The sequence below is a fragment of the Rhizobium sp. RAF36 genome (assembly GCF_052114105.1).
GTDB lineage: Bacteria > Pseudomonadota > Alphaproteobacteria > Rhizobiales > Rhizobiaceae > Rhizobium.
In genome coordinates this window covers 472,357-489,609 of record NZ_JBFREC010000001.1, presented here as the reverse complement: position 1 = coordinate 489,609, position 17,253 = coordinate 472,357, and the positions used below count along the sequence as shown (strand labels likewise).

The window sequence follows — 17,253 nt, the reverse complement described above, 5'->3', positions numbered from 1 at the left end:
TACCTTTGGGTATGCCCTTCGCCAATCGCCTTTGCCCTGTCGAAAACCTGCGCCGGCAGAATGCTTCAATATAACCAGGAAACGCTCTAGGCATCGAAACGAATTCGGGCGGCGCGAACAGCTTCATGGTTCGCTTCCGCCCAATTCAGCAAAAGCGCCAGCGTTGCGTAGAGCGAGACGCCAAGCTCGGTGATCCGGTACTCGACGCTCGGCGGCTTCGTCGCAAACACCTCGCGCTCGATATAGCCTTCGCGCTGCAGGTCCCGCAGCGTCTGCGTCAGCATGCGCTGTGAGATATCGGGGATCTTGCGTCTCAGTTCACCAAAGCGGTACGGCCGCGCTGCAAGCGCTTCCAGCATCAGCGTCGACCATTTTCCGCCGATCTGCTGCATCATGTCCCTGACCGGGCAATTGCCGAAATCGAGCTGCTCGAAATCGATCTCGCGGCGAACGCCGGAGGCAGGCTTGCTCTTCAGGCTGACGACAGTGCCACTCATAACGGGTGGTTCCCTTTTGGTAACGTAGAGCTAAAAAACTGCCTCCTTTACAGAAGGACGTCAATTCCTATTTTAGTGCTAGTCTCTTTTAGAGACCATAAAAAGGATAGATCCATGAGCGATACAATTCTCGTCACCGGCGCCGCCGGTCAGCTTGGCCAGCGCGTTCTCCACCACCTGCTTGAGACCTACAAGGTACCCGCTTCACGGATCATCGCCGCAACGCGCGATCCGTCGAAGCTTGCCGATCTGGCCGCCAAGGGCGTTGCCACCCGCAAGGCGGATTTCGACGATGCCGCAGGCCTCGTCTCGGCCTTTGAAGGCGCAGGCACGGTCCTGATCATCAGCACCGACGCGCTTGCCGTCCCAGGTCAGCGCCTGAAGCAGCATACGGCTGCCGTCGATGCCGCCAAAAAAGCCGGCGTCAAGCAGCTCGCCTACACCTCGATGCCCTCGCCCGACAAATCGCTCGTCACCTTCGCGCCCGACCATCTCGGCACCGAGAATGCCATCAAGGCCAGCGGCCTCTCCTACACGATCCTGCGCGACGCCTGGTATTTCGACAATTTCATGCATTCGCTGCCGCATAATCTGGAAGGCGGCAAGTGGTACACCGCCACCAAGGGCGGCAAGGTGCCTTACATCTCGCGCGAAGACTGCGCGCTGGCGATTGCCGCCGCGCTCGCTTCCGGCAAGGCTGAAAACAAGACCTGCACGCTGACCGGCTCGACCTCCTATTCGATCGCCGATGTCGCCTCCGCCGTCAGCGCCATCACCGGCCGCCCGCTGGATGTCGTCGAGGTCAGCGACGAACAGCTCTCCGCCGGCATGACCGGCGCCGGCCTGCCCTCTTTCGTGGTCGAGATGCTGGTGTCTGCCGATGCCAATATCCGCGCCGGCAATTTCGATAGCCTGAGCGGCGACTTCACGGCGCTGACAGGCAGGGAGCCGCAGACGCTGCGCAGCTTCATCGAAGAGAACAAGGCAGCGCTTACCGCCTGAGCGAAGCCTGACAGCCCGCCGTGCACCACCGCGGCGGGCTCTTTTCAGATCAGATCTTCTGGCCGCAGGCGCGGCAGAAGCGGCGCACGGTTTCGGCCATCCCGTATTCCAGCGCATCCGCCGTCAGCCCATGGCCGATCGAAACTTCCGCGAGAGCCGGAATCCGCTTCACCAGCGGCGGCAGATTGGCAACCGTCAGATCGTGACCGGCATTGACGCCGAGGCTGATCGCCAGCGCCGCATCCGCGGTCTTGCCAAGCGCTTCGAGAATGGGGCCGACCCGCTCCGGCGCGTCGTAACAGCCGCCATAGGGGCCGGTATAGAGCTCGATCCGGTCGGCGCCGACAGCCTTGGCGATCTTCACCGCTTCCACATCGCCGTCACCATCGGCAAACAGCGACACCCGGGTTCCCATCGCCTTCAGCTTGGCGATCACATCGGTCAGGAAACGCTCGTCCTTGCGGAAATTCCAGCCGTGATCCGATGTCGCCTGGGTCGGATCGTCGGGCACCAGCGTCACCTGTTCAGGCGCAGCGCTGCGGCAAAGGTCGAGAAATTCCCCGGTCGGATATCCCTCGATGTTGAACTCGGCTTCGGGGAATTCGTCGTCGATCAGGTTGCGGATCACCGGCAGGTCGGAGAAGCGGATATGCCGCTGGTCGGGCCGCGGATGCACCGTCAGCCCGCTTGCCCCCGATTTCAGCGCGATGCGGCCAAGGCTTTCGACGCTCGGCCACGGCAGATCGCGGCGATTGCGCAGCATGGCGACGGCGTTGAGGTTCACGGAAAGCGTGGTCGGCATGACGATGATCCATTCGATGGCAGATGCGTGCTCCGCTTTTATGCCAATGGCGCCGCCAAGGCCAACGAGATTCGCAGATGGCAGCATGCAAATTCGTGATGCTTCACGCTGCGTGACGCGATCCGTACCGCAAGGAGTATTTCCCGTTCCGCTGGAAGAAACGCTGACGCTCGCGCAAACGGCATCCGGCTATCTTTTCGCGGCGTTTCAAGCTTTTCCGCCCGCATTGCTATCCTATTTAAAAACGATTATTTTTAGCACTTACAAAAAAGACCGTTCACGCATAACGTGAAGAATATGTATCGAGTTTAGTACGCCGCGTACTGCTTCCTTCCCCAACGACAAGAACGCCTCGAGGAAAACCCCACTCCGCAGCGCCGTCGAAAGCAACTGGCAACCGCATGAGGTGCAACAGTATGCCCTAGGAGGGTTCATGCCAGACGGTTCCAAACGCATGTTTGCTGCCGCCGGCAACGCTTCGGAGGCCCGGTCGAAATACCGGTTCCTGCCTTCTGCCGCGCTGCCGCCGGATCTCCCTGATGGACCGGTGCCAATCGCCGACATGGCGAATGCATTCGGTGTCACCCACAGGACATTACATTTCTACGAGGAGAAGGGCCTGCTTTCGGCCAATCGCATCGGCCTGATGCGAGTCTACGGTCAGGACGACGTGATGCGCATGGCCGTCATCAACGTCTGCCGCGAGACCGGCATGCCGATCGCCGTCATCCAGGATCTGATGGATGAGCTGCGCCATGCGCGATCGCAGGAGGAAGCAGAGATCATGTTTCGCGAGGCGCTCGGGGTGCGCAAGCGCGAACTGACGGCCGAAATGTCGACGCTGCACCGCCAACTGCAGCAGGTCGGCGACCTGCTCGATCTCGATGCCCACGGCGAAATGCCGCCGCTCAACGACAACGAGGATCCCGATGGGCTCTCGGAGAAGGAACGGCGCTGCCTGTCGCTGATGGCCGAGGGCTATTCGACACAGCGGATCGCCAGGGCGCTCAGCCTTTCCCATGACGAGGCAAAAGCGCTGGAATCGGCAATCATCCTGAAGTTCCGGGCCAATAACCGCTTCCAGGCAATCGCCAAGGCTGTTCTGCTCGGCATCGTCCAGGTCTGAAGACTTTTCACTCCCACGGGAACGGCGTCCGCCACGCCTGCCCGCTGATCGCACGATCGTCCCGGCCTATCGAACGATGGTCAAAGTCTCGGCTGCACGGGTGATTGCCGTGTAGAGCCAGCGCTCGCGCGTATCGCGGAAAGCCCAGCTTTCATCGAACAGCACGACATTGTTCCACTGCGAGCCCTGCGCCTTGTGAACCGTCAGCGCATAGCCGTAATCGAACTCGTCGTAGCGCTTGCGGGTATTCCAGGGGATCTCGCCCTCGACATCCTCGAAGGCCTGCTTCAGCAATTTGATTTTCGCAGCACCACGATCCATGTCGTCGTCTTCCGGACGGATCAACAGGTTGATACCGGGTTTCGTCGTTTCCTTGGAAGACGTCATCACCTGCCACAGCGAGCCGTTGAGCAGTCCCTTGGCCGGATCGTTGCGCAGGCAGACCAGCTTGTCGCCGGTCTGGGGATATTCGGCATTGAAGCCCTTCAACTCGCGCAGCCGCTGGTTATAGCGCCGTCGCGTCCGGTTGGTGCCGACGAGCACCTGATCGGCCTTCATCACCAGGTCCTGATTGACCTCGTTTTTCGAGATCACCTGCGCGGCGCCATAATCGCCATACATGATCTCATTGCCTTCGCGCACCTGCATCGCAAGCTTGATGATCGGATTGTCGCGCGCCTGGCGGTGAATATCCGTCAGCAGGTAATCCGGATCCTGATTGGTGAAATAACCCCCGCCCGAAACCGGAGGCAGCTGGCCGGGATCGCCGAGCACCAGGATGGGCGTGCCGAAGCTCATCAGGTCCCTGCCGAGCGCCTCGTCCACCATCGAGCATTCGTCGACGATGATCAGCGCCGCCTTGGCGACCGGGCTCTGGCGGTTGATGGTGAACATCGGCGCGATCGAGGTCTTGCCGGTTTCTTCGTCCTCGACCGCCTCCTCGCCGCGCGGGCGATAGATCAGCGAATGAATCGTCTTGGCGTTGGAGGCTCCGCGCGAGCGCAAAACCTGTGCCGCCTTGCCGGTGAAGGCCGCAAACAACACGTCACCGTCGACATTCTCGGCGAAATGGCGCGCAAGCGTCGTCTTGCCGGTTCCGGCATAGCCGAAAAGACGGAAGAGCGGCGACCGTCCCTCCTTCAGCCATTTCGAAACGGCCTTCAGGGCTTCATCCTGTTGCGGGGCAAATTGCATGATGCGCGACTTGGCAGGATTCGTGCGCCGGACGCAAGGCGAAAACGCCTCTCAGTTGCGCGATCGCCAGATTGAAAGCCGGAGCGCGCGCCTCTAGTCTCGCAGCAGTCCGGCGAAAGGGATTCGTGTGAAGAAAGCGGCCGCGTTGTTTCTCCTGACGGTATCAGCATCGATGCCGGTTGCCGCCCATGCCGACTGGCAACCTGTCGAACAGATCAAGACCTATGCGATCTCGGGCACGACAGGCGCCGGTCTTTACCAATCGATCGGCGAACGCGGCCCGGCGGCCGGCAACGGTCAGGTCATCGCCCACACGACGTTCAAACTGACATGGACGCGTAAATACGAGGTCCAGCCGGACAAGTCCTGCAAGATCACCGTCGCGCGCCCGAAGCTGATCATCATCTACACATTGCCGAAACCGTCCTCGCCGCTTTCGCCCGCCGTGCAGGCAAGCTGGGAGAGCTTCATCTCCGGCGTCGAGACCCATGAGCGCTGGCATGGCGGCACGATCAAGGAAATGGTCAAGCAGATCGAGGGCTACAGCCTCGGCCTCAGCGCCGCCGATGATCCGCAATGCAGGAAGATCAGGGTCACGCTGCAGCAGCGGCTGGGCGAACTTTCGGGTTACCAGCGCCAGCAGGGTCGCGACTTCGACAAGGTCGAGATGGGTGACGGCGGCCATATCCAGGGCCTTATCCTGAAGCTGGTCAACGGCCCTTAACCCTCGAAAGCAAGGAGCTGATGTGACGATACCTGACGCAACGCTCCTGACCCGAAGCACCTATTCGGACCGCGCCTGCGCGCCGGAGGAAACGCTCGCCCGCATTGCCCCGCTGCTGTCCCATTTCGGCATCACCCGGCTCGCCCGCGTCACCGGCCTCGATTGCATCGGCATTCCGGTCTGGAACGCCATCGTTCCCAATGCCCGGTCGATCGTCGTCAATCAGGGCAAGGGCCTGACCGATATCGACGCCAAGGTCTCCGCCGCCATGGAAGCGCTGGAGCGGACCATTGCAGGCAATCCGGTGCTGACCACGCGGCTTTGCAGCGGACAGGACCTCACCGCCGACGGCCACGCCTGGCATCCGCTGAACGAACTGATCGCCGCCGGCGCTGCCTATATCGAGCCGGACGAGACAATCGGCTGGGTCGCCGGCACAAGCCTCGAGGACGGCAGAACCATTTTTGTCCCGAAGGACGCCATCCTGCTCGACCGGACTATCGGCCATTGCCGCTTCTGGCAATCGTCCGACGGCCTCGCCTCCGGTAACACCATCGACGAGGCACGCCTTCACGCCCTTCTCGAACGGATCGAGCGCGACGCCTTCGCGCTCTGGCAGATGACGCCGCCGAAGCGTATCGAGGCGATTGCCCCGGAAAGCTTCGCCGATCCGGCCATCGGCGCGCTCTACACGAAGATTGCCGCTGCCGGTCTCGCCCTTCGGCTCTTCGACGTGACCAGTGATATCGAGATTCCCTGCATCGCCGCCCTGCTCGGCCCCGGCGATGTCACCGCCGCCAGACATACCCGCTATGTCGACGTCACCCACGGATGCGGCGCCCATCCCAATCCGGTCCGCGCCGCGATCCGCGCCGTCACCGAAGCCGCGCAGTCGCGCCTGACATTCATCAGCGGCGCCCGCGACGATATCTTGCCGGAGGTTTTCGAACGCCCGCTTCCTCCCGGGACGCGCGCACTCTTCGCCGCCCCCGTTAGGGAGGTGGTGATGGAGAGGCCTGATCTGCCAGATGGCGCCGCTGCGCTGCTGGCGGGCGTGGTGGGCAAGCTCAGCCATATCGGCCTCGGCCCCGCCATCGCCATCGAGCTGCATGAACCCGGCCTCGCGATCGCCGTCTCCAAGGTCTTCGTCCCCGCGCTGGAAAACCCCGAAGGTGACCGCAAACACCGTTTCGGCCCGCGCGCCCTCTCGCGGTCGATGGAGCTCCTATGAAGATCATCTTCGTTGGCCCCACCCTGCCCGATGCCGCAGCGCTGACCGGCGGCCGCCTCGATATCCGGCCACCGGCTGCCCAGGGCGATATCCTGACAGCCGTCAGACAGGGCGCAACGGCAATCGGCCTGATCGACGGTTATTTCGAATATGCCGCGCCCGTCTGGCACAAGGAAATCCTCTTTGCGCTCTCCAACGGAATACCGGTCTTCGGCGCCGCCAGCATGGGCGCGCTGCGCGCCGGCGAATGCGCCGCCTTCGGCATGACCGGCATCGGCAGGATCTATGCGATGTATGCGAGCGGCGCGCTGGAGGATGACGATGCCGTCGCCCAGCTGCATGCGCCGGGCGAACTCGGCTACAAGGCGCTCAGCGAACCGCTGGTCAATGTCATGTCGACGCTCGGAGAGATGCTGGTACGCGGCGTCATCGATGCGGCCGAGCAGCAGGCGCTGCTGGCCGCATCCCGCGCCATCTTCTTCAAGAAACGAACCTGGCGATCGATCCTCGACGGCGCGGCACTTCCCGCCGCACGCCGCACCGATCTGCTGCAATGGGTTGGCGGCAACGCGATCAATCAGAAGCGCCGCGACGCCGAGGAGCTGATCGCAGTGCTTTCGGCTTACAAGCCCGGAACCGCACCCCTCTCCGGCGATTGGACCTTCGCCCGGACCTCGCTCTGGAATGCACTCGAAAACGGCATGGAATAAAACGGCAGCCTCGCGTGTCTCATATCCGGCAAAGCAACAAAGCCTGCCGAACGTGAGGAGAGACCGCATGAAAATCGTATCATTCGCAACCGCATTTGCCGTTGCCGCCATGGCTGCGACCGCCGCCTTTGCAGCCGCCCCCGTCCAGACCGTCGATTCCGCCAAGGGCAAGGTTCTTGCCGGCGAAAACGGCATGACGCTCTACACCTTCAAGAAGGACGCGATGGGCACCTCCAATTGCAACGGCGATTGCGCCAAGAACTGGCCGCCGCTCGCCGCCGCTGGCGACGCCAAGGCAGATGGGGCATACTCAGTCATCGATCGCAAGGACGGGACGAAGCAGTGGGCCAAGGACGGCATGCCGCTCTATTTCTGGGTCAAGGACAAGAAGCAGGGCGATGTCACCGGCGATGGCGTCGGCGGCAACTGGGACCTTGCCAAGCCCTGAGTATCCGCGCGTGAAAACACCCGCACCCGAAACCTTCGAGGGCCAGATCCTGGCCCTCCTGCCCTCGCTGAGGCGCTATTCGCGGAGCCTGACCCGCTCCGATAACGAAGGCGAGGATCTGCTCCAGGACTGCGTCGAAAAGGTCCTGGCTCGCCGTTCGCAATGGCGCGGGCTGAACCTGCGCGGCTGGGCGCTGACGATCATGACCAATCTTTACCGCAACGCCCGGCGCAACGGCCCGCGCAATATGACCGTGGAGCTCGACGCGGCCGAGAGCCTTCCGTCGCCCGCTGTGCCCTCCGATCCGCTGGAGCGCGCCAGGCTGGAGGATGCGCTGAACGGGCTTTCGGAAGAAAACCGCGCCGTGCTGATGCTTGTGGTCGTCGAGGGCTACACCTACAGCGAGGTCGCGACCGCACTCGATATCCCCATCGGCACCGTGATGTCGCGCCTGTCGCGCGCGCGCCAGCGGGTCGCCGAGAGAATGAAAGCCGATAATGTGATTACGCTTCGGAGACCGAAATGACCGAACCCAACCCGACCGTGACCGAAGCGGATCTGCATGCCTATGCCGACGGCCAGCTGCCCGAAGCCGAGCACGCCCGCATCGAGGCATGGCTGAAGGACAATCCCGAGGAAGCGGCAACCGTCGCCGAATGGAAATCGCAGAGTGCCGCCATTCAGAAAATGTTCGGCCCCTATGCTGTTGCCAAGCCCGACGACGCCCTGCTCGTCACACTGCGTAGCGCTCGCCCGTCATGGCCGCGCCGCGCCGCAATCGCCGCCTCCATCGCAGCCGTATTCGCGGCAGGCGCGGTCAGCGGCCACTATGGCCCCGCGCTGTTCGAAAAGCCGCAACTGCAGCTGACCGCCTCCGAGACATTGCCGCAGCAGGCGCAGAACGCCTTTCTCGTCTATGCCAGCGAAGTCCGCCATCCCGTCGAAGTCTTTGCCAACGAGGAGGCGCATCTCGCCACCTGGCTCGGCAAGCGGCTGGCGATTCAGAACCTGAAGGTGCCCGACCTGCAGACGCTGGGGTTCCACCTCGTCGGCGGCCGTCTGCTGCCCGTCGATGGCAAGCCGGGCGCGATGTTCATGTATGAGGATCAGGGCGGCGAACGCCTGACCGTGCTGGTCGGCCGCAATGCCGGCAACCACACCACCAGCTTCCGCTTCGCCTCGGCGGATAATCTTGAGACCTTCTACTGGATCGACGGCGAGCTCGGCTACGCGGTGACGGGCGAGATATCGCGTGACCAGCTGCGGCAAGTGGCCGAGGAATGCTACCGGCAATTCCCGTCCTAAACTTCAGCGCAGCGGATCGTTGGCAAGCTCGATCGGCCTGCCATGCGGCGTTGCTTCCGCCGCCCGTTGCCAGCTCTGCTGCAGCGACAGGATCGTCTCACCGTCGGTGACGCCCTTGCTGGCGAGGATCTGCGAGAGTGCCGCCACCCAGCAGTCGAAATAATCGCTGCCATCGATGGCGCGGCCGGGCTGGTGCAACTCGGCAGAGAGCGTCTGCGCCCATTCGCTCCAGGTGAACAACCCGCGCTGGTGCAGATGCACGGTCATCGCGAAGGCTTCGGCTGCCCACGGTTCGGGAAAGACCGGCTCGCCCTCGGCCGATTTCGGCAGCTGCGGCGAGTCCCGCAGCGGTGACACTTGATCACACTGGCTCAAGATAGCTCTCCCAGGCGTCGATCGACACCGTCAGCGACGGGTCTGCGCCCTCGCCCCAGATCTCGCCGCCATCGAAGACAACGGTGTAGATCCATTGCGGATTCTCGCCTTTTCCATGCGCATGATCGTCGGGAAAGACGAAAGAGCCCTGCACCGCCTCGACGACGCCGGTCTTTGCCCGCGCGTAGCGCGGCAGCCGCGTATGGGTCTCGGGATTGAAGTTCCGCGTCCGCACCCGTTGCCCGGCAGCGAATTTCGCGGGCGCATCGACCGGCCGGTCGCAAGGCGCGCCCTTGGCCAGCACACCGGCCACCATGTCGGCCTTCAGCACCCGCTTCGGCACGGCGCCGTCGTCATGCTTATGGCCTTTGGCGATCTCATCCTGTGCCACGAAGCCGTGGCGTTCCAGGAGCACTTCGAGCGCCCGGGTCCAGATTTCGTAATAGCTGGCCGACAGGTAATCGGCTGGCGGGATGCGCTCGCGCGCATGGCGGCTTTCGTCGATCGTCCAGGCGCCGAAGGCACCGCAGGAAAGCACCACGCCAAGCGCCCGCTTCTCCCACTCCGCATGGAAATACGGCTCGTTCGGCTCAGGCGCCACCGGCCCGAAGCCCATCTGTCCGCCGAGATCGTGCGGCCCGTTCATGCGCCGGCTCCCGGACCGGCCGCAATACCCGTGCCGATCATCGCGTCGCGGCTGACGAGGTCGGCCAGCGCCTCCTCGTCGAAACCATCCGTGCCATCGGGGCGTTCGGGAATGACGAGGTAGCGCAGCTCCGCCGTCGAATCCCAGACGCGTATCTTCTTGTCTTCAGGCAGTGACACGCCGAATTCGGCCAGCACGCCGCGCGGATCGATGACGGCGCGCGAACGGTAGGCCGGCGCCTTGTACCAGACGGGCGGCAGGCCGAGGACCGACCACGGATAGCAGGAGCAAAGCGTGCAGACGACGAGGTTATGCGTCTCCGGCGTATTGAAAACAGCGCGCATATGCTCGCCCTGGCGGCCCGTGTAACCGAGGCTGGCGATCGCCGCCGTCGCATCGCGCTTCAGCCATTCGGAAAATTCTGGATCGCCCCAGGCCTTGGCCACGACCCGCGCCCCATTGCGGGGACCGATCTTCGTCTCGTAGGTCTCGACGATGGCGTCGATCGCTGCCGGGTCGATCAGCCCCTTCTCGGTCAGCACCGTCTCCAGCGCCCGGACCCGCGCCTGCATGTCGGTGTAGCGGTTGTCGTGATGGTGGTCGTGCCCATGATTGTGGTCATGGTGATGGTGATGGTCGTGATCATGATCGTGCAAGACGATGCCCTCCGCGATGTCGAACCCTGTTTAGGCCTTTGCGATCCAGCCGCCAAGTCACATCAGGCAAAACTCATTTCAGCATCGGCCAGAGGCTGAGCACCAGAAGCAAGGCCATGGTGATGTTGAACCATTTGAGCCTGACGGGATCAGACAGCCAGTCGCGCAGCGCCGAGCCGAAGCCGGCCCAGGTGGAAACGCTGGGCACATTGACCAGCGCGAAAGCCAGGCCGACGATCAGGACGCTGACGACATAGAGATCCGGGTTCGTGTAGGTCGCCATCGCCGTGACGGCCATGACCCAGGCCTTCGGATTGATCCACTGGAAAGCCGCGGCCGATAGGAAGGACATCGGCGCGGCACTTGTCTTGCCCTCGCTCAGCGAACGCGACGAACCGATCTTCCAGGCGATCCACAGCAGATAGGCGCCACCGGCAAACTTCAGCGCCGTGTAGAGCGCCGGAACCGTATGGAGGACAGCACCGAGCCCCAGCCCGACGGCCAGCAGCAGCGACAGGAAGCCGGCGCCGATGCCGAGCATATGCGGGATCGTCCGGCGGAAGCCGAAATTCACCCCCGAGGTGAACAGCATCATGTTGTTCGGCCCCGGCGTGATCGACGTCGTGAAGGCAAACAGCACCAGCGCTGCGAACGTATCCAATGGCATCGACGTCCTCCCGGAAGGACCGACTTTTTCGCGGCCCCTTATTTAGGTCAGTGTAACTGTCCTAATTTTCCTGTTCCACCAGATCATTGTCACCGTGACAGGATTGCTTGAAAGATGGACTATCAGCGCAATCTCCTCAACTGCATCAGGAAAGGCAGAGCCATGCAGGAAGACATCATCCCGGCCATCGCGTTCCCGGATGGCACCGAAGTCCCGGCCCTTGGCCAGGGCACCTGGAACATGGGCGAGCGCGCTTCCGAGGCCGACCGCGAGATAGCAAGTCTGAAGGCCGGAATCGAGCTTGGCATGACATTGATCGACACCGCCGAAATGTATGGCGAAGGCGGTGCCGAGCGCATCGTCGGCCGCGCCATCAAGGGGCAGCGCGACAAGGTGTTCATCACCAGCAAGGTCTATCCGCACAATGCCAGCCGCACCGGCACGATCGAGGCCTGCAACCGCAGCCTCTCGCGCCTCGGCATCGACCGCATCGACCTCTATCTGCTGCACTGGCGCGGCGAGTATGCACTCACGGAGACGGTGGAAGCCTTCGAAGAACTGATGGACGCCGGAAAGATCGGCGCCTGGGGCGTTTCGAACTTCGACACGGATGATATGGAGGAGCTCTTCTCGGTCCCGGGCGGCCGCAGATGCGCTGCCAATCAGGTGCTCTTCAATCTGGCGCGCCGCGGCATCGAATACGACCTGCTGCCCTGGTGCCAGAAGCACGGCGTCCCCGTCATGGCCTATTCGCCGATTGAGCAGGGCCGCATCCTGCACAATCCGGAGCTGATCCGTATCGCCAAGGCCAATCAGGCGACACCGGCGCAGATCGCGCTTGCCTTCGTGCTGGAACGCGACGGCGTCATCGCCATCCCCAAGACATCGAGCGCCGAGCGCGCCGCCGAGAACCGCGACAGCGTCACGTTCGATCTCAGCGATGAGGATTGGTCAGCACTCGACAAGGTCTTCCCGCCACCCGGCCGCAAGTCGTCGCTGGAGATGCTCTGACCGGCCGTGGCAAAATGAAAACGCCCGGGCCAAAGACCCGGGCGCTCTCGAATTTTGCCGATCAGCGTCAGGCTTACATGCCCTGCGCCCCACGGTTCATCGCCGCAATGCCGGTGCGGCAGACCTCGATGAGGCCGAGCGGCTTCATCACCGAGACGAACTGGTCGATCTTCGAGGACTTGCCGGTGATCTCGAGAATGAAGTGATCGACTGTGGCGTCGACCACCTTGGCATGGAAAGCATCGGCAAGGCGCAGCGTCTCGGCACGTGCATCGCCGGAGCCGACGACCTTGATCAGCGCCACTTCACGCTCGATCGGCCGGTCCTGGCCGAGTTCGCGGGCCCGGACCGTCAGATCGACGACGCGGTGAACGGGAACGATGCGTTCCAGCTGCGCCTTGATCTGCTCCAGCACCTGCGGCGTGCCACGGGTGACGACGGTGATGCGCGACAGATGCGCCTGATGCTCGGTTTCGGAGACCGTCAGGCTCTCGATGTTGTAGCCGCGGCCGGAAAAGAGACCGATGACCCGGGCTAGGACGCCGGGCTCGTTGTCGACGAGGACCGAGAGCGTGTGGCTCTCGGCTGCGGCGGTTTCCGGCGAAATGAAGTAGGCGGAACCGGTCGGCTGTAGGTGTGCGTTCATTGTCTTCTTCCTCTACTTCAGATCAAACGAGCGCACGGCCCTTGGCATCGATGGCATTGGCGACCGCTTCGTCTGTCGCTTCGTCCGGCAGCAGCATCTCGTTGTGAGCCTTGCCCGACGGGATCATCGGGAAGCAGTTGGCGAGATTGGCAACGCGGCAATCGAAGATGACAGGCTTCTTGACGTCGATCATTTCCTGGATCGTCGCATCGAGCTCGCTAGGCTTTTCGCAACGCAGGCCAACGGCGCCGTAGGCTTCCGCCAGCTTAACGAAATCAGGCATCGCTTCGGTATAGGAGTTGGACAGGCGGTTGCCATGCAGCAGCTGCTGCCACTGGCGGACCATGCCCATATACTGGTTGTTCATGATGAAGATCTTGATCGGCGCCTCATACTGGATCGCCGCCGACATTTCCTGAATGCACATCTGGATAGAGGCATCGCCGGCAATGTCGATGACCAGGCTTTCCGGATGGGCGATCTGGACGCCGAGCGCTGCCGGCAGGCCGTAGCCCATCGTGCCCAGGCCGCCCGAGGTCATCCAGCGGTTCGGCTTTTCGAAACCGTAGAACTGCGCTGCCCACATCTGGTGCTGACCGACTTCGGTGGTGATGTAGGTGTCGCGATCCTTGGTCAGCTCGTAGAGCCGCTCGAGCGCATATTGCGGCATGATCACGTCGTTGCTCTTGGTGTAAGCGAACGAGTTGCGCGCGCGCCAGCGGTTGATGTCGGCCCACCAATCGGCGGTCTGGCTCTTCGCCGGCTTGTTCGGCAGCGCCCGCCACAGGCGGACCATATCCTCGAGGATGCTGCCGACGTCGCCACGAACAGGGATATCGGCACGGACATTCTTGTTGATCGATGACGGATCGATGTCGATATGGATTTTCTTCGAGTTCGGCGAGAAGGCGTTGAGGCGGCCGGTGATGCGGTCGTCGAAACGCGCGCCGATGCAGACCATGACGTCGCAATCATGCATCGCCATGTTGGCTTCGTAGGAGCCATGCATGCCGAGCATCTTCAGCCAGTTCTTGCCCGATGCCGGATAGGCGCCGAGGCCCATCAGCGTCGAGGTGATCGGGAAATCGGCGAGCTCGACCAATTCGCGCAGCAGCTTCGATGCTTCCGGACCGGAATTGATGACGCCACCACCGCTATAGATGATCGGACGGCGCGCCGTCGCCATCAGCTCGATAGCGGCGTGGATCTGGTTCAGATCGCCTTCGAGCTTGGGCTGATAGCTCTTCTGAATGATATGCGCGGATGGCGGCGTGTAGGTGCCGGTCGCAAACTGGATGTCTTTCGGAATATCGACCAGAACCGGACCTGGACGGCCCGACTGCGCGATGCGGAACGCCTCGTGGATGATCGCCGCCAGCTGGTTGACGTCCTTGACCAGCCAGTTGTGCTTGGTGCACGGCCGGGTGATGCCGACGGTATCGGCTTCCTGGAAGGCGTCGGAGCCGATCAGCGAGGTCGGAACCTGACCGCTGAGGCAAACGAGCGGAACCGAATCCATCAGCGCGTCCTGCAGCGGCGTAACGGCGTTCGTCGCACCCGGACCCGAAGTGACCAGCATGACGCCGACCTTGCCGGTGGAGCGCGCATAGCCTTCGGCCGCATGGCCGGCGCCCTGCTCGTGGCGCACCAGGATGTGCTTGATCTCGTCCTGCTGGAAGATCTCGTCATAGATCGGAAGCACGGCGCCACCCGGATACCCGAAGATATGCTCGACGCCGTTGTCCTTCAGCGCCCGGAGTACGATCTCCGCCCCCGTCATCCGATTGCTGTCTGCCGTCTGATTGTCCGTGCCCGTCATTTTTCTGTTCCGTTTTGACTGCTGGGATTGAAGTTTGTGGTCGGCAAGCCTGAATTTCAGGCATAAAAAAAGGCCCCTGAGGGAGCCTGTCATCTAGCGCATGGGTGGCTACCGCCGGATGGTTACACCATCCTGCCCATGCGCTTTCCCACCACAATAAGAATTGCTGCTATTTTCATGGGCGCAATTGATAGACAGAAAATTTCGTAGCGTCAACGCCAGCCGAAATAAAAAACCGCCCTGGTGGGAAAGCCTCTCCTACAGGTTCTCACCCTCCAGAATTAAGGGCCGGAACCATTTGTTAAAAGATAAATCATATCTTTGTCCGCTAACGCAGGGAGTAGGCCGTTGCGCAACAACGACTTGCAGACGTCAGGTAAAGCCGGCGAGCATGACCGCCGCGATATGGGGAAACGGGGAAACCGCTTTCTCGGCCGTGTCGTCGCGTGCAGCGGATCCCGCACAACGATCGCCGCCATTGCCGAGGCCGGTGGCACTGATCTCACCGAACTCTGGTCTGTCGGACGGTTGATTTCGATCAGCGTCGGACGCAATCGCGTCGTCGCCCTCGTCTACCAGATGAATACCGGCTCCCACATGTGGGGTGAAGGCGAGGATAACGGCTTCAGCATCGAGGCCGAACTGCTGGGCGAAGTGCGCGTCGAAGAAGACGGACGCGAGGAGTTTTCCACCGGCATCTCGCGCTACCCCTATCTTGGCGCCGTGGCCCACCGCATCCGTTCGGCCGACCTGATGCGGATCTACGATGCAGGCGTAGGTACCACCGCTGTCATCGGCAATCTGACCCAGGACGAAAGCATCGACGCGGCGATCCACGTGCCCTCGATGCTGTCGAAGCATTTCGCCGTCGTCGGCTCGACAGGCGTCGGCAAGTCGACCGCCGTTTCGCTGCTGCTCAATAAGGCGATCGAAGCCGATCCGAAGCTGCGCGTGCTGATCCTCGACCCGCATAACGAGTTCGCAGCCGCCTTCCCCAAACATTCCGTGGTCATCGACACCGATACGCTCGACCTGCCCTTCTGGCTGATGCGGCTGGAGGAATTCGCCGAAGTGGTCTTCCGCGGCCGTCCGCCGGTTCCCGAAGAGCTGGACATGCTGCGCGACATCATGCCGGACGCCAAGCGCGCCTTCCGCGGCAGCGACAGCTCGCTGGTGCGCCGCACGACGGAAAAGAGCTCGATCACCGCCGATACGCCGGTTCCCTATCGCATGGCCGATCTGCTGGCGCTGATCGACGAACGCATCGGCCGCCTGGAAGGCCGCGCCGAAAAGCCGTTCCTGCGATCCCTGAAGATGCGCATCATCGCGGCGATCAACGACCCGCGCTATCACTTCATGTTCTCCAACAACACGATCTCCGACACGATCACGGAGACCGTGGCACAGATCTTTCGCATTCCGGGCGAAGGCCGCCCGATCTGCACCTTCCAGCTTTCCGGCATTCCCTCCGAGGTCGTAAACTCGGTCGCCTCGGTACTCTGCCGCATGGCCTTCGAAGTCGGCCTTTGGAGCGAAGGCGCGATCCACATGCTCGTCGTCTGCGAAGAGGCGCACCGCTACATTCCGGCAGACCCGACGCTGGGCTTCGTTCCGACAAGACAGGCCATTGCCCGTATCGCCAAGGAAGGCCGCAAATACGGCGTTTCGCTCGGGATCATCACCCAGCGCCCCGGCGAACTCGACCAGACGATCCTGTCGCAGTGCTCGACGCTGTTTGCCATGCGTCTTGCCAACGACCGCGACCAGGAGATCATCCGCTCGGCGATCCCGAACTCGTCGATCTCGACCACCAGCTTCATCTCCTCGATCGGCAACGGCGAAGCGATCGCCTTCGGCGAGGCGATCAGCGTTCCGATGCGCATGCGCTTCTCGCGCGTGCCGGAACACCTGCTGCCGAAAGCCAATGGCGCCACGGCCAAACATTCGGACGATGATCCGGATACCGTCGATCTGCGCAAGATCGTCAGCCGCATGCGCGCCGTCAGCGGCGCTGCAGGGCCTGACATCTCGTCGTTTCAGAATAGCTTCAGCGCCGCGATGCAGAGCGACATGCTATTCGACGACGAGGAGCCGCCGGAAGGGCAGCCCTATCCGCAGCCAGTCGCAGCCCCCCCGATGTTGCCGTCCGATCCGTACCGGCCGGATATGCTGCCCCGAGCTTACGCATCTCAGGATCAGCAGCCCACAGCCGCCGGATCGATCGACAGCCGCCTTGAAGCGCTGCGGCGCGAGATACGCCGGGAAGAGGCCAGCCAGCCCCGCGTATTCGGCAACCAGGAACCGGCCCCGTCGATCCGCCGGGAGCCAGGAACATCGCCACTGCGCGAAAGCATTCTCAAGAAGCCGCTGAGCAGCCTCTACAAGAAGGACTGA

At 62.5% G+C, this 17,253-nt stretch carries 20 protein-coding genes; 11 read left to right on the top strand and 9 right to left on the bottom strand.

Annotated features, from left to right (window positions below; all coding sequences use genetic code 11):
* Positions 1 to 86: 86 nt before the first annotated feature.
* The gene (locus AB4Z25_RS02450; protein ID WP_112537706.1) at positions 87 to 497 is read right to left on the bottom strand and encodes a winged helix-turn-helix transcriptional regulator; all 411 of its coding nucleotides are present in this window, start codon (positions 495 to 497) and stop codon (positions 87 to 89) included.
* Between the two features lie 114 nt (positions 498 to 611).
* On the opposite strand from AB4Z25_RS02450, the gene AB4Z25_RS02445 reads away from it, so the two are divergent.
* Complete coding sequence (locus AB4Z25_RS02445; RefSeq protein ID WP_112537707.1) at positions 612 to 1,499, top strand: SDR family oxidoreductase; 888 nt, start codon at positions 612 to 614, stop codon at positions 1,497 to 1,499.
* Positions 1,500 to 1,548: 49 nt separating this feature from the next.
* Here the strand turns inward: AB4Z25_RS02445 and AB4Z25_RS02440 are convergent, their stop codons facing one another.
* Entirely contained in the window at positions 1,549 to 2,301 is a 753-nt protein-coding gene (locus AB4Z25_RS02440) for a pyridoxine 5'-phosphate synthase (RefSeq protein ID WP_112537995.1), read from the bottom strand.
* On the opposite strand from AB4Z25_RS02440, the gene AB4Z25_RS02435 reads away from it, so the two are divergent.
* Both AB4Z25_RS02435 and AB4Z25_RS02430 read left to right on the top strand, forming a co-directional pair.
* Positions 2,300 to 2,593, top strand: coding sequence for a hypothetical protein (locus AB4Z25_RS02435; RefSeq protein ID WP_162698673.1), 294 nt, complete (start codon positions 2,300 to 2,302; stop codon positions 2,591 to 2,593). The genes AB4Z25_RS02440 and AB4Z25_RS02435 overlap by 2 nt on opposite strands.
* 141 nt (positions 2,594 to 2,734) lie before the next feature.
* The gene (locus AB4Z25_RS02430; RefSeq protein WP_112537708.1) at positions 2,735 to 3,427 is read left to right on the top strand and encodes a MerR family transcriptional regulator; all 693 of its coding nucleotides are present in this window, start codon (positions 2,735 to 2,737) and stop codon (positions 3,425 to 3,427) included.
* Between the two features lie 66 nt (positions 3,428 to 3,493).
* On the opposite strand, the gene AB4Z25_RS02425 is transcribed toward AB4Z25_RS02430, so the two are convergent.
* Complete coding sequence (locus AB4Z25_RS02425) at positions 3,494 to 4,621, bottom strand: ATP-dependent DNA helicase (RefSeq protein ID WP_112387048.1); 1,128 nt, start codon at positions 4,619 to 4,621, stop codon at positions 3,494 to 3,496.
* 172 nt (positions 4,622 to 4,793) lie between these two features.
* Here AB4Z25_RS02425 and AB4Z25_RS02420 point away from each other — a divergent pair, with 172 nt between their 5' ends.
* From AB4Z25_RS02420 to AB4Z25_RS02395, 6 genes are all read left to right on the top strand, one after another.
* Positions 4,794 to 5,345, top strand: a complete 552-nt coding sequence (locus AB4Z25_RS02420; protein WP_112537996.1) for a DUF922 domain-containing protein — start codon at positions 4,794 to 4,796, stop codon at positions 5,343 to 5,345.
* 22 nt (positions 5,346 to 5,367) lie between these two features.
* Entirely contained in the window at positions 5,368 to 6,576 is a 1,209-nt protein-coding gene (locus tag AB4Z25_RS02415) for a YcaO-like family protein (protein ID WP_162698674.1), read from the top strand.
* A complete protein-coding gene (locus AB4Z25_RS02410; RefSeq protein WP_112537709.1) occupies positions 6,573 to 7,286 on the top strand; it encodes a TfuA-like protein in 714 nt (237 codons plus the stop codon). Before AB4Z25_RS02415 ends, AB4Z25_RS02410 begins: the two co-directional genes overlap by 4 nt.
* Before the next feature lie 67 nt (positions 7,287 to 7,353).
* A complete protein-coding gene (locus tag AB4Z25_RS02405) occupies positions 7,354 to 7,734 on the top strand; it encodes a hypothetical protein (protein ID WP_112537710.1) in 381 nt (126 codons plus the stop codon).
* Positions 7,735 to 7,744: 10 nt separating this feature from the next.
* Positions 7,745 to 8,260 (top strand): RNA polymerase sigma factor, encoded by a 516-nt coding sequence (locus tag AB4Z25_RS02400; RefSeq protein ID WP_112537711.1) that lies wholly within the window; start codon positions 7,745 to 7,747, stop codon positions 8,258 to 8,260.
* The gene (locus AB4Z25_RS02395) at positions 8,257 to 9,039 is read left to right on the top strand and encodes an anti-sigma factor family protein (protein WP_112537712.1); all 783 of its coding nucleotides are present in this window, start codon (positions 8,257 to 8,259) and stop codon (positions 9,037 to 9,039) included. Before AB4Z25_RS02400 ends, AB4Z25_RS02395 begins: the two co-directional genes overlap by 4 nt.
* A 3-nt stretch (positions 9,040 to 9,042) precedes the next feature.
* On the opposite strand, the gene AB4Z25_RS02390 is transcribed toward AB4Z25_RS02395, so the two are convergent.
* The 4 genes from AB4Z25_RS02390 to AB4Z25_RS02375 all read right to left on the bottom strand — a co-directional run bounded on the left by AB4Z25_RS02390 (position 9,043) and on the right by AB4Z25_RS02375 (position 11,383).
* Complete coding sequence (locus AB4Z25_RS02390; RefSeq protein WP_112537713.1) at positions 9,043 to 9,414, bottom strand: nitrile hydratase accessory protein; 372 nt, start codon at positions 9,412 to 9,414, stop codon at positions 9,043 to 9,045.
* Positions 9,401 to 10,060, bottom strand: a complete 660-nt coding sequence (nthB, locus tag AB4Z25_RS02385; RefSeq protein WP_112515941.1) for a nitrile hydratase subunit beta — start codon at positions 10,058 to 10,060, stop codon at positions 9,401 to 9,403. Before nthB ends, AB4Z25_RS02390 begins: the two co-directional genes overlap by 14 nt.
* Positions 10,057 to 10,716 (bottom strand): nitrile hydratase subunit alpha, encoded by a 660-nt coding sequence (gene nthA, locus AB4Z25_RS02380; protein WP_112537714.1) that lies wholly within the window; start codon positions 10,714 to 10,716, stop codon positions 10,057 to 10,059. Before nthA ends, nthB begins: the two co-directional genes overlap by 4 nt.
* Positions 10,717 to 10,789: 73 nt before the next feature.
* Positions 10,790 to 11,383 (bottom strand): LysE family translocator, encoded by a 594-nt coding sequence (locus AB4Z25_RS02375; RefSeq protein WP_112537715.1) that lies wholly within the window; start codon positions 11,381 to 11,383, stop codon positions 10,790 to 10,792.
* 162 nt (positions 11,384 to 11,545) lie between these two features.
* On the opposite strand from AB4Z25_RS02375, the gene AB4Z25_RS02370 reads away from it, so the two are divergent.
* Positions 11,546 to 12,394: an aldo/keto reductase gene (locus tag AB4Z25_RS02370; RefSeq protein ID WP_112537998.1), complete on the top strand. Its 849-nt coding sequence runs from the start codon at positions 11,546 to 11,548 to the stop codon at positions 12,392 to 12,394.
* A 73-nt stretch (positions 12,395 to 12,467) separates the two neighbouring features.
* Here the strand turns inward: AB4Z25_RS02370 and ilvN are convergent, their stop codons facing one another.
* Both ilvN and AB4Z25_RS02360 read right to left on the bottom strand, forming a co-directional pair.
* Positions 12,468 to 13,040, bottom strand: coding sequence for an acetolactate synthase small subunit (gene ilvN / locus AB4Z25_RS02365; protein ID WP_112387039.1), 573 nt, complete (start codon positions 13,038 to 13,040; stop codon positions 12,468 to 12,470).
* Positions 13,041 to 13,062: 22 nt separating this feature from the next.
* Positions 13,063 to 14,859: an acetolactate synthase 3 large subunit gene (locus AB4Z25_RS02360; RefSeq protein WP_442207835.1), complete on the bottom strand. Its 1,797-nt coding sequence runs from the start codon at positions 14,857 to 14,859 to the stop codon at positions 13,063 to 13,065.
* 348 nt (positions 14,860 to 15,207) lie between these two features.
* On the opposite strand from AB4Z25_RS02360, the gene AB4Z25_RS02355 reads away from it, so the two are divergent.
* A complete protein-coding gene (locus AB4Z25_RS02355; RefSeq protein WP_112537716.1) occupies positions 15,208 to 17,253 on the top strand; it encodes a helicase HerA domain-containing protein in 2,046 nt (681 codons plus the stop codon).